Origin of the sequence: Clostridium sp., from assembly GCF_016650035.1 — a bacterium.
Lineage (GTDB): Bacteria > Bacillota > Clostridia > Clostridiales > Clostridiaceae > Clostridium_AD.
Genome location: NZ_JAENWM010000003.1, coordinates 28051 through 40724, shown reverse-complemented (window position 1 = coordinate 40724; position 12674 = coordinate 28051). Strand labels below are relative to the sequence as shown.

Genomic DNA, 12674 nt, shown 5'->3' with positions numbered 1-12674 from the left:
CTCCATTTTATTCAATTAGGTTCGTTAATCCTAACTAGTTCTCAAGGTTTAAACCTATGAACTTCTTATATTTTCATATAAGTGTAGACTATATCATATCCTTCTCTTTAAAGATTAGGATTTCCCCACTTCCACTCACTTGAGTGTACTTCCATTACGGAATAGTCGTTGAACTTTACTCTATTCGAGTCTTAGATGCTGATTGTCGATTATAAAAGCACTTAGGATTTAACCATATGCTATACACATTAGTTTTTTATATTTTCATAACATTCACGCTTGGTCTTATTTCATACCTACGTTGTAGTCAATGTGTCTTTACGAGTTTCCAGCAATTCAAGGAATTTTGGATGGTTTATATGAAACCACCACTCCATGCTCTTTACGAACATGGGAGGCTGTCAACAATTTTCTAAATTATAAATAGTTATAATTTATTTGTAACTGTTAGTTACCTCCAAATGAAACTTCTGCGCTAGAACCAGTCACCATATGGTAATCGCCTTTAGCAGTTGTAATTAAACACTTAGGTACATCTATGATGAAACCTGCGACATTTAAATTTGCCATTATTAAATTCCTCCTAATATTATATTATTTCTATTTTTATATAAAATAAAAAGACTATCACTAGTCTCTATTTTTTAACTGAATACTCTTTTGTAACTGAACATTACATATGATCTTTTATATCCTATAACAGAAGATGTTAATTCATTACTTGCTTCTAAATTAAATTTTCTATCGTTTACTAATTGTCTATGGAACATTTTAATTAATTTATCTAATATTTGATTAGTTCTTCTTTCAAAATTTCCTAATCTATCTTTCTCATTTGGAACAAAAACTTCAATGATTATGTTATTTTCTTTAACCATCATATTATTTGTAGAATTCATAGGTGCATTTTTAATTAATAACCTGCACGTATCCGGTACTACTTCTACGTCTGATATAAAAGCTTCAACAAAATACTTAATTCTAAGTTCTGCAAAATTAGTAAATACATTTTGAGGTACTAGCATTAGAGTTTTTAAATCATTATCATTCATTAACAGTTCCATAAAAGCACCATAATCCGATGCAATTCCAGCCATATAATCACCTACCTACTTTACTATTAAATAATTACTAAAATCAATTCTATTTATAGCATTATCTATACCTTTGTCAAAATATGTCTGTGCCATAATAGCACTATTCCCAAATACATTCGTCCAATATAAACTTGGATCTTGTGCCATAAAATCCATACTAGTTCTATTGGTGGCTTTAGATTCAGCCCACGTTCCACTGAGAGGATCGAAAACGTCTTCTCCTGGTAATGTCCACATTTTTGTACCTTCACGACTGTCATGATAATATTCACTAGATATAAATTCACCATACCAAGGATTGGCAGTACTATTAATTTTGGAGCCTGTACCGAATTCCAACGAGAGAGCTTGTGCCATTAACCCTTCATTTCCTTGTTCTAATATACCAATTTCACGAACAAGCTGTCCTGAGACTGCTACAGCCCTAAATTTTAATGCTTCTATGATGTTTAATCTCCATTCGTTCATTTCAGGATTGTTGGGGTTTATGTGAGTTTGTGAAAGCTCACCAATCATAAATTCAATTAGGACTTTTGCTACAATATCCAGTTCATGATTTAAGTTTTTAATTATGTCATTAATTAATTTCTTTTCATCAAATTGTAAATGCATATTAAGCCACACTGATGTCAGGAATAAGGATATCTTTATAGATTCCTTCACGTTTTATCAAGCCGACTATACCTGTACTAACATTAAATACAGATGCTATTTCTTTATAGATTAATCCTTCTTTTAACATGATTTTTATTTGTATAACATCTTCTTTCGTAAGTTTTGAATTATGATTATTTTCTCCAACTTGATTTCTATTATTTTTGTTTCTTAAATCATCTCTGCTGATTCCTTCTACATTAACATTTTTCCAACTGGCTCCGTTTTTTATTGCACTTACAAATTCTTTACTAACTCCATATTTTTTTCCTATTTCAATATTATCAAATCCAGCCATTATCATTCTTTTGATTTCTTTTACTTGATCATTTGTTAATAAAGCTTTGTAAGATTTTTCTCCACTATTAGATTCACTCATTAATTTTAGTGTTTCCTTTGAGGGATGAGTTCCAAATTTTGAACTTTTTTCACCAACTAAATTTAATGCCTTATGATTTATGCTCATTCTCTGCTTTATTTCATCTGAATATTTAACTCCTAAGCAATTTCCGGCTATAGGTGCTAAATTATAACCCACCTCACAATTAGAACTACCATAAAAATCAATCCAATATTGCTCTCTGGATAGTATTGTTGAATTGTCAATCACATCTTCTAAAATAATCCATTTAAAATTTTCTTTTCCATCTTTGTTATAAGCACTTTGAAGATGGCGATTAGAATGACGGTTATTCTTAAGCTGACTAAAATGTTTTTCTTTTCTTTTTTTTAGATTAATAGAACTTCCTACATACATCTTACCATTGACTAGATTTAATATTTTATAAATACCACCTTTACAATCCATTAATTTCTCCTTTCAAACAATATTTTTATAATTCCTATATCACTTTCTTCGCATGAATAGTCAATATTCCATCAAGTCCATCCAAATCAACAGAACTATAATCCAAACTCGTAACCATATAACTATCATTAAACCAAAGAAATTTATCTCCTTCAATAATAGTTTTAGTTAAAGTATTAACTTGACAACTACACGAAATTACATCACTCGGAATAATTCCAACACTTCCAGTAGAAGTATCAAACTCAAAACTCCCCATAGTTGTAATACAGTACAAACTACTTACCACAGGATAATTACCTGCTGCTTTAGTAATAACTCCACTAGAATTATATTCCTCTGCATAATATCTTGTAATATCAAATTTTGTGTTACAAGCACTAGCAGAAATTTCATAACACTGAGGAAATTGATTAGTTTTAACTTGATTTATCAGAAGTATTTCCTCCTTAAATTGGATATAATCTCCTATTTTTAGATTAGATGATAATTCTGCAAATATTACTTCATCACCGGAAACTACTCCATTTTTTGTCTTGTAATTAACTTTATCCATTCTAATTCTAACTTTATTTGTTAAACTGAAATTGAGAATACAGTCAATTCCTAAATCACGAATACTCGAACTGAAATCAGATTGTAAATTTGGTGGAATATAAAATCTCATTAAATCACATCCTTTGGAAATTGAATATCAATTGGTAATCTACGAATTTCTCCTGCAACATCAAGAATATTACTTCTAATATCTTTAAACTCAACAGGGGATTCAGTATCCAAACAATCCTCAATTAAATATAAACAACTTGTAACTCTACGAGATAATAAATCACAGAAATCTCTGAAATCATATTCTTTTGTGTCAACTAATTCCAAGTCCTTATCACGAATATTAATTTTAACTATCATAATGAACTCTTGTGAGTAAATTTAAACGCTAATTTTGATAGACGAGATTCTAAAACTGTGATAATATCATTTAAATTCTTGAAGGGTTTATCACCATTACTAACGCTCAGAGCATTTGTGCTGAATGATACAATACTGCTTAAATCATCTTTTATTTGATTTCTAAAGGCAATTTCAGATGAAACTGTTATATATTCAATCTCTGTCAAAGTTAAGTTTCTGCTGATAATATTGGTAGTAGCATTAAAATCTAAACTATAACTAGATTCAATACCCTCATCCACATAAAGTCTTTTAAGTCCCTGTACTACAAATCCCAAATAATCAGAGCTAGTCATAGGTATAGGAACTTGCTGAAACTTAACTTTATTTGTTAAATCTGTTTTGATAACATCAAGCGACAACATATCTGCCCACTTCCTTTCTATCTATTTGGAATTCATTGTCTAAGATTGACTTTATATTTTTAAAATCCCAATAAGGAATTCTTAATAATGGTATGTCATTAATTGAACAATAATTATCTTTCGTATCATCATTACTCTTTGCTCTGTTAAAACTGATTAAAGCCTTTTCAGTTGACACTCCTCCAAATCTAACTGGTTTGAAATGTTGTTGCCCATCAAACTCAATTAATTTAATTATTGTTGAATTGTCATTTAAAATAGCAAAGTCAAATCTCAATGGAAGAATATCTTTGCAATCAGAAAACATAAATTGTTCTTTAAATAAAATATGATTATTAGCTAAATATCTTTTTATTTTAACTTCACCTTTTGATTGTTTTTTACTACATTCTCCACATTGTTTTTGATGTTTGTCAGATATGAAATCATTTATAGTACAAGAATACATATTTCCACATGCACATTTAATATTTAAATTTGTGTGTGCATCGATATATTCTGTACTAATTAATGTGCATCCATTTCCATTTTTACCCTCAATATCTTCTTTAACAGTTGCATAAGATAAATACGCTTTATTAGCTCTTTCTGAAAAGGAGCATTTATTACATTTCCTTTTATTTCTTCTCTCAAAGTTTTCAAAGGAAACATCGAATTTATCCCCACAAGCACATTGTAATTCTATCTTTTGTTTTTTATTTTTGTAATCTTCTTTAATTGTTAAAAGAATACAACCACTGTTACTAGTTATTTCTATATATTCTTTTATATCGTTGTAACTTTTTCTAGGTTTTAATGTTTTTCTAATTTTATTAGAGCATTCGTTACAAGTCCTTACATTACAATTTCTAAAAGCATCATAACCTACATGAAAAGTATTTCCACAAGAACATTGAATATCTAAGAAAGTGTGATTATTAACATATTCTGTACTTATTAATTTGCAATTACTTTTACTTTCTACTTCAATATAGTTCTTTACAAATTCATAAGTTAGAGTTCTGCTCACAATTTATCACTCCCTTATTTACCTTTTCCTGTTTTTTTATCTTCTACTTCAACTTTTGCAGGCTTTAAATCTTCTGGATCTTTATTACAGTATTCTGCAAGGAAGTCAATCTTTCCCCCAGTTAAATCATCATACATTTTTTTAGCTTCCTCAAATATTAAATACTTGAAATTCTCCTCAGTTATGAGTTCTAATTCTTTCTTCATTTTTGGTAAAGCACTTTTTAATATTACTACAATTTCTGATGATGACAGAGATACTTTTTCATTGGCAGTAAATCCTAATATATTCTGTCTTATATCTAAGTCATCTACTGATAATTCCTTATCTGAAAATGTAGTTGAAATTGAATGCAAAAATGCTATTTCATCCTCTGCGAGTAAAACAAAAGAACCAGATTTAACATTCATTGTTCTAACTTGATCCATAAATGCAATACCTACATCATATTTATTTCTATTAAATACTTTATATTTTTTATCCATATATCCTTATCTCCCTTATTCAAAAATAAAGAGAGGAATTACCCTCTCTAGTTGATTATAAACTTGTATCTTTATATGCTCCCATATATGCTCTATCTCCGAATACAAGACCACTTCCGAAATGTTTATCTAATCTCATTTCATATGATCTATCGTCAATATTAATAGCATCCATTGGTGGAATATCAGATTCTATTGCAACTTTTAAAGGTCTCATAGAAGCAGCACCTGATGGAACGATATAAAGCATTGAAGGCATTAAGATTGTGCTTGAGAATGAACCATTTTCAAATGGGTTAACAAGTTGTATAACAGAACAGCCATTATATGTTCCTATAAATCCATTCTGATTTTGTTCATTTATGATTGATGGATCAAATTGTAAAGTACCTGTTACTGCTGTAAATCCAGTTAATGCAGCTAATTTAGCTATTACAGCATAATCTCCAACAAGAGATACTGACATTCCTAATCTTCTAAATGCTAATATTTGAGCATCTAAAGTAGCTTTTATAACTCCTGCACCTGAACCATAATTAGGAGTTGACATAGCACCTAAACCTGTAGCAAGAACAGATTGAACTTTTCCTACTATTTTATTAGTCATTTCATATGAAGCATCTCCAACGATTTCATCAAATTGTACCTTCCCTTGTGCAAGATCCATGAAAGAAACTGATGGCCTAGCTCCAATTGCTTCAGTATCAAGAGTAACAGACTTACGATAGATTCTGCTTCTTTCTACTGTTGAACCTTTAGCACAGAAAAATGCTTGGATTCCTTTTAATTTAACATCAAATTTAGCTTTTTCATTTGGTGAAACTCTTTTTACATCTGCAAATAAGTCTAAGAATTGAGTTTGTTGATTAACAATATCCTCTACAGTATAAGCAACTATTGATGCTATTTCATATCTATTTTGTGGTGTTGGGTTCTGAGCTAATTTTTGCATAACCTCTCTAGCCTCAGCGATTTCTACTTTGTCAACTTCTTTACTTCTAACAGAAGCACTAAAAACTTCTATTGCTTTATCAGTATTTTTAGCCATTATAATATCCTCCTAAAATTTTAATTATTGTTTAATTGTTGATAATAATTCTTTGTAACTAGTTAGCGATACAAGTGCAACAAGTTTTACCCCATAATACAGGTTTCTCAATTACTGTAAAACTTTGTAGCGGAGTTAAAGTAGTAGCAGCTAATATTCCAGTTGTACTTACGTCTAAAACATCTCCAACAGCAGGAGTACCAGCGAATTTAGTTGTTACAAATACCATACCAGGAAGTAATTTCTTTAGTTTAAGATATTTACCTGCTACTACTGTGAAATCAAGATTGTTACCATTCATGTATTCTTCCTCAACTGTATCTATTTCATTTTCTACAAACCAAACTGCTCCTGTATTAGCAGCACATGGTACAGCAAGTGATGTTGCGAAGTCCACTGTTACAAATGTTCCATTTTCTACACCAGCAGTTACAGAGTCGTTAAGCTTTACTGTTCCTAAATATTCATGATTACCTATTTTTACAAATCCAGCCATTTTTATAATCCTCCTAAGATTTTATTATTATTTAATTATTCGTTGATAGTGATATATTTTGATAAAAGATCTGAACCTTTTCCAATAACTACAGTATCTGTAATTCTTGATGCAGTTTCTATTTTTACTATTGGGGCAACTACAGATGCCAATGCTTTTTCAATTACTGCATCTTTTAATACTGATTCATTTAATGCTTCGATTGCTTCTGCAATTTCCACTTCTGCCATAACCTTTTCATCTAAAAGTTTTGTATATTTTTCTTTTAGAGCAGTTTTCTTTTCTGCTAATTCTAATGCAGATTTCTCAGCTATTATAGTTTCATGTGCTTCTTTTATTGGAGCAAATTCTGCTATTTCAGTTTCTTTTGCTATTAAAGTTTCTGATACTGAAGTTAATTTCTCATTTACCTCTGCAACTACAACATCTTTAGCAACTAACTGTTCATTAACACTTGCTAATTCTACTTTGCTTGTTTCGATTATTGCATTTTTTGAAGCTATTTCTGTTTCTAATTCAGTAACTTTTAATTCTAATTCAGCTAATTTCATTAAATCTTCCTCCTCATTGCTTGAAATTACTTTCTTAATATAAGCCTTATCGACATTATATGTATCTAAAATTGTAATTTCATTATTTACTACACTAAATTCAACTTTTATTAGTTCTGCTGTACTATAGTTTTTAAGAACAACATAGTCTACTCCCATATCTTGAGAGTCATACATCCAATAATCATCTTCCATTTTTTCTCTAAGTTGATTGAATAATTTCGTTTTTACTTGATTTATATCTAACTCTGCTAAATTAATTTTAGAGTTTTCAAACATATTTTCAACTGTAAAAGTATCCTTGCTTCTTTGCATATTTCCTTGTTCACCTCCTTTAATGCTTTGATTATCTGATTCTAGTAATTCAGCAATAAGTAGTGTTCCAACGGAATTTGGATTTGCAGGGTTTGAAACTATGCAACTACTTAAAATAGAATTATTTTCACCTTTATCTATGATCTTAATTCCAGAATCAACTTCATAATTACTGGCATAACATTCATAACTGAACTTTAAACCATCTTCATCATTAAACAAATCTTCAATACTTGCACATACAGAGGGGAACCTCTTCCATATTCTTGCTGTTGCAATTAATTGAACTAGGTCATCAGTTTTTTCTGTTCTAAAATCAATGAAACTACCAAGTGCTTGTGTCCCAAAGTCTCCAGTTTTTTTGTTGAATTTGTGGGTAAGTTTATCATACTTTCCACCGACCAATGCACTCATATCCCCAACTAAAGGAAGTCCTATATAAACAGATTTGTTTGTTTCAATGTCACATAGAAATTCATCTGTGAATTTAACTCCATTCAAATTTACTAAGTTATCTAGGAATACCATATCTAGTGTCATATATAAGTCCGATGATTCTGAACCTATAGATATTACTTTAGATTCAAATTGTATTTTCCCAGGCATTTCGTATCTCACCTCCTTTGCATAGAAAGTATTATTTAATTATTTATCCGAAGGTTTAGGTTGCTTTCCAGTAGCTGATTTATCTTTATTCGCACCTGGTTTTTCTGGAGCTCCACCTTTATTATCTGCTGATGACGATGTATTGGCATTTGGTGGTAATTTAAACACTTCTTCAACTTTATTTTTATTTTCTGCTTCTCTTCTAGCTTTTTCTTGAGCATAATCAAATCCAAGAGTTTCAATAGTAGTTTCATGAGAAATAAGTCCCTGTTGATAGATTGCAACTACAGTATCTTTAAATTTAGTATCATTTTGTAAATCTACCGCATTGAATTCAAATACTGGTAATTTATTTAATGCTATTCTATATTCATATGACCTCTTTTGCATTAACCATTCAATAAATTCAACTACACTATTCTGATTTTGAGATATACGTTTCTCGGTGGTTCCCACATTAATACTTGCTGATGCAAAGTTACTAGAACTAGAGTCACCTGTTGCAACAATAGGGGATATTCCACAACCTGAAAGTATTTCATTATTAACTTCATTGTATTTAGACTTATCAAACATTCCTTTTGTATCTACTGAAATATAATTTGCATCCACATTCCAAGCAGTTATAGCGAGTGGAAATCCGTTTATTGCTTGTTTGAATATATTACCAACATCTGTCAATACTCCTGTGTCTATTGTTTTAACTATATCTTTATCTCCAACTTTTACATGAAGAAAACTTTTAGCTCCTATACTCAAAAGTGAATTCTCATATTCTGATATTAGTGTTTTCTTAGAGAAACTTTTAAGACAACTTACTCCCAATGGAATAGCATATTTTTCGTACATTGATTTCTCAACTTGAATTGTATATGTATTCTCTGGATCTAATTGAACATATTGTCCTTGTCCAGATACGAACGTTCCACCTTTGGATTGGAGTTGTTCTAGTATTTCAGGTGGATAACCTTTATATTGCTCTTTTATAGTGTCCATAAAACCTTCTTTAGCTACAACATAACGATTAGAGTATTCAGATATACAATATTCTAAAATTGGTTGTCCAGAAACTGATATTGAAGCAACTCTTACTCTTTTAGGAGGTAATACTTGAATAAATCCTCCTCGGTCATATAAATAACATTGTCCATAGAGGTATAAATCATAAAATATATTTTTCATTAAGGAATTTAATCCGATTTGTTTAAAATATAATTTATATTTATCCTTAGTCTTTTCAGAGGAACCTTGTAGTTTCCATCCTGAAGCTACACTAAATGGAGTCAGTACATTTTTTATGACAGAATTGAAAATAGAATCTGCATCTACGAAAAAATTCATCAAATCGTAAATAAGATTCATATTATCTTGCTTATTCATTAATATTCTATCAACATCATATCCTTTAATATTGCCTCTTGCTGTATAATTATCGTTTGAATATACTGACACTACTCCATTACCAGTTCCCACAGATTTCATATCTACTCCTAGAGAATATTCTAATGGTTTGTCTGGTTGTTTCGTTTGTTTTGATTGTGCAATATTAATGGCTTGTTGTTTTTTTCTACTTGCTTTACTTGACATATATTCACCTCCTTTGTTTTAGGTGTTTATTAGTTGAAGGACATTGCTGCGCCCCAACATTGATTTTTAGATGTATTATTATAAAGCTCTCTGTTTGTATCCTCTAATTGAGAAATATATTCTAATACCATCCCTAAACTTGACCATCTATCTTTGTGTTGAGTTGTAAGAGCAGAATCATATATTGTTGATCCTGCTGCTGAAATTTTTGCGATTATATTAGAACACTCATTTTGTAAAGCGTCCGTTTCAGTATAAACAGCAACTTCTTCTATTAATATTTCTCTTGATGGTTTTAATTTATCTTTTCGTTTATCGTCATTTAAACCTATAACTTCTTGCTCTTGCTCTCTTCTCATTGTTGCAGAAGGAGATGGTAAATGTAGTGATTTATTTTCAAAATACAATTTCATTTTTGCTGCCGTTCTATTATTTAACTTATTATTTCCTCTAAAACATCTAACTATTGGAATAGCAGTATTTCCACTATATCCAATATCATCAGGAATCAAAGGTTTATGCTCAACATTATCAGAATCTACATATGGGAAATTAAGCAGAGCAACAACACCTTCACCTATGGCATTAAAATCTACTACTATTTTGGATATATTAGGGAACCTAACGCACATTTTTCTAACCTCTGTAGCTAATGCTTGTTGACCATATCCATGGTAAGTCCTGATATAAACTAAGTATTTATGATATGTGCCGTCTGTCTTTTCAGATATTTTAACTATTGTTAAAGCTGCATTATCTGCGGTTTTTGCTTCACTTGTAGCTACATCTAATCCTAATACATAAATAGATTTTGAACCCCTTGGCTGACAAATCTCTACATGAGTTAAATCCCTACAGGGCTCTGTTAAATCATATGGATAAAATGAACCATTCTGCGAGCCTATCATTTTAGCATTCCATTCCATTTCCCAAGAACTCAATGGCATTAATAATTTTTGATCATCAACGAATTTTTCTGATATAATACCCAATCTAACTCCAACTTTATAATTTAAAGCGCATGCGAATTTATCTTTATCGCCATTTTTCATACCTATCAAGGTAGCTTTGAATCGTTGATAAAAGTCACATGATTTTAAATAGGCGGAACTGGTTTCGAATAATCGAGATTCAAAATCCTCAAATCCTTCATCTTTTTTAGCCCAGTATATGTCTCTTTTATATTGCAATATTGGCATCAAAACACTCTGGACTACTTCTGTTTTCACAAGAAAACTCTCATCAATATAAATTATTTTTTCGCGCAACCCACGAAGATTAGATCCATCATTATTCATAGCCCTACATTCAATAGTAGAATTATTTTTAAAGGTAATAACAGCTCCGTCCTTCGATATTTTTATTGGTAAAATTATTTCGCGAGATAGATTTTCATTGGTATTTGCAAGAGTTTCAATATAACGAGCAGTTATCATAGCCTGTTTCACTGTACCGGATACCACTAGAATCCTATTATTTTCGTACAAAATTCCCATTGCGCTAAGTATTAAAGACATTTTCCATGTCTTACCTAGTGATCTTGCCTCAACATCTTTGACATCAACACAATTACCACAATTTCTTGCAACAACCTTTTGAACGTCAAATAATTTAATAGGTTTTTCTGGAGTGGAAAAATAATCTTCTATGAAAATATCTAGGTGTGTTCTGTAAAACCAGATTAATTTTTCCCAAATTTCAGGATTTTCAATGCCATTTTTTTTAGTAATTTTGTGGCTTTCTGGGGCACTTCCATCAATATCTTTTCTAAATTGACTAGATTGTTTTTTGTGTGAATAATTAGCAGCCATTATAAATCACCACCAACACTACTTAATACCCAACGCAGGTCGGCGTTAATCTTTTCAATATCATCATCCTCAAATGTAATTTTCTTTTGAAGAAATCCAGTTTGTTCAAGTTTTGCAACTATTTCAGAAAGAGAACCTAAACCGGCAACATCATTATTAGATCGTGTCTTTTCAGAAAATTTTGCCGAAACACAAAGGGTATCATAAATTGCTTTAGATTCTTTATATCTCTTATCAGCTCCAGATATACCATTCATTAAGTCGTTATAAGCATTATCCATCGCCAAACTTGCCTTTGCTATTTTTTTTGCATAATCTTTATGTATCCTACTGACAACAGAAAAATCTTCACAAGTATCTGCATAATAACTATCCAACCAATCTATCTGTGAGTGTGTGTATGTACCACTCCATTTTTCTGAATGGACTTTCTTTTCTTTACCCTGTTTAATTGGATCTAAATCTTCTTTGTCATCTTTAATTCCATCCTCTGAATCTTCTTCGACAAAATCATCACTTTCATCAGTTTTTACATACTCATAATATTGTTGTTGACCTTGCTGACTGAAATAAGCTTTCATTATTTTTATATTTAAAAAAGACTCCCTTTTTTCTTCAGTGAGAGAGTTAAATTCAGTATTATGTTCATATTTTACATTCACAGCTTTAGTTGCAACATCGTACAGATTTTGGCTGAATACTCTAGAGTTGTTATTGCAATAAGTCTTTATACCCTCTAGATTAATAGCTGTCTTATTATCACATTCCTTGCAGCAATTATTTAATCCATATCCCTGTCTGTTATCTCTGTGAATGTAGTAATTTTTTACTGCTTTGTTTTTGTGGCAAATCACACAACTTTTGCTTGTTATCAAATTTATTCCTCCTTCC

At 30.6% G+C, this 12674-nt stretch carries 15 protein-coding genes; all 15 read right to left on the bottom strand.

All coding sequences use genetic code 11. From position 1 onward, the window contains the following. Positions 1 to 447: 447 nt before the first annotated feature. Positions 448 to 570, bottom strand: coding sequence for a hypothetical protein (locus JJD95_RS01240; RefSeq protein WP_291639519.1), 123 nt, complete (start codon positions 568 to 570; stop codon positions 448 to 450). Between the two features lie 74 nt (positions 571 to 644). Further along, complete coding sequence (locus tag JJD95_RS01235) at positions 645 to 1097, bottom strand: hypothetical protein (protein ID WP_291639517.1); 453 nt, start codon at positions 1095 to 1097, stop codon at positions 645 to 647. A gap of 12 nt (positions 1098 to 1109) precedes the next feature. Next, a complete protein-coding gene (locus tag JJD95_RS01230; protein ID WP_291639514.1) occupies positions 1110 to 1709 on the bottom strand; it encodes a hypothetical protein in 600 nt (199 codons plus the stop codon). Between the two features lies 1 nt (position 1710). Continuing rightward, positions 1711 to 2559 carry a GIY-YIG nuclease family protein gene (locus JJD95_RS01225; RefSeq protein ID WP_291639512.1) on the bottom strand — a complete coding sequence of 283 codons (849 nt, stop codon included), beginning with the start codon at positions 2557 to 2559 and terminating at the stop codon, positions 1711 to 1713. Positions 2560 to 2593: 34 nt separating this feature from the next. Further along, positions 2594 to 3226 (bottom strand): hypothetical protein, encoded by a 633-nt coding sequence (locus tag JJD95_RS01220; RefSeq protein ID WP_291639510.1) that lies wholly within the window; start codon positions 3224 to 3226, stop codon positions 2594 to 2596. Then, positions 3226 to 3468 carry a hypothetical protein gene (locus tag JJD95_RS01215; RefSeq protein ID WP_291639508.1) on the bottom strand — a complete coding sequence of 81 codons (243 nt, stop codon included), beginning with the start codon at positions 3466 to 3468 and terminating at the stop codon, positions 3226 to 3228. The genes JJD95_RS01220 and JJD95_RS01215 overlap by 1 nt, the downstream gene beginning before the upstream one ends. Continuing rightward, positions 3465 to 3875, bottom strand: coding sequence for a hypothetical protein (locus JJD95_RS01210; RefSeq protein ID WP_291639506.1), 411 nt, complete (start codon positions 3873 to 3875; stop codon positions 3465 to 3467). The genes JJD95_RS01215 and JJD95_RS01210 overlap by 4 nt, the downstream gene beginning before the upstream one ends. Beyond that, positions 3862 to 4884 (bottom strand): hypothetical protein, encoded by a 1023-nt coding sequence (locus JJD95_RS01205; RefSeq protein ID WP_291639504.1) that lies wholly within the window; start codon positions 4882 to 4884, stop codon positions 3862 to 3864. Before JJD95_RS01205 ends, JJD95_RS01210 begins: the two co-directional genes overlap by 14 nt. Before the next feature lie 14 nt (positions 4885 to 4898). After that, positions 4899 to 5369, bottom strand: coding sequence for a hypothetical protein (locus tag JJD95_RS01200; RefSeq protein ID WP_291639502.1), 471 nt, complete (start codon positions 5367 to 5369; stop codon positions 4899 to 4901). A 55-nt stretch (positions 5370 to 5424) separates the two neighbouring features. Next, positions 5425 to 6417 (bottom strand): hypothetical protein, encoded by a 993-nt coding sequence (locus JJD95_RS01195; RefSeq protein WP_291639500.1) that lies wholly within the window; start codon positions 6415 to 6417, stop codon positions 5425 to 5427. A 58-nt stretch (positions 6418 to 6475) separates the two neighbouring features. After that, positions 6476 to 6913 carry a hypothetical protein gene (locus JJD95_RS01190; protein WP_291639498.1) on the bottom strand — a complete coding sequence of 146 codons (438 nt, stop codon included), beginning with the start codon at positions 6911 to 6913 and terminating at the stop codon, positions 6476 to 6478. 35 nt (positions 6914 to 6948) lie between these two features. Further along, on the bottom strand, positions 6949 to 8385 hold the full coding sequence (locus JJD95_RS01185) for a hypothetical protein (protein WP_291639496.1): 1437 nt from the start codon (positions 8383 to 8385) through the stop codon (positions 6949 to 6951). A 39-nt stretch (positions 8386 to 8424) separates the two neighbouring features. After that, positions 8425 to 9972, bottom strand: a complete 1548-nt coding sequence (locus tag JJD95_RS01180; RefSeq protein ID WP_291639494.1) for a hypothetical protein — start codon at positions 9970 to 9972, stop codon at positions 8425 to 8427. 29 nt (positions 9973 to 10001) lie between these two features. Then, positions 10002 to 11783 carry a terminase family protein gene (locus tag JJD95_RS01175; RefSeq protein ID WP_291639492.1) on the bottom strand — a complete coding sequence of 594 codons (1782 nt, stop codon included), beginning with the start codon at positions 11781 to 11783 and terminating at the stop codon, positions 10002 to 10004. Next, on the bottom strand, positions 11783 to 12658 hold the full coding sequence (locus JJD95_RS01170) for a hypothetical protein (protein WP_291639490.1): 876 nt from the start codon (positions 12656 to 12658) through the stop codon (positions 11783 to 11785). Before JJD95_RS01170 ends, JJD95_RS01175 begins: the two co-directional genes overlap by 1 nt. Positions 12659 to 12674 lie beyond the last annotated feature (16 nt).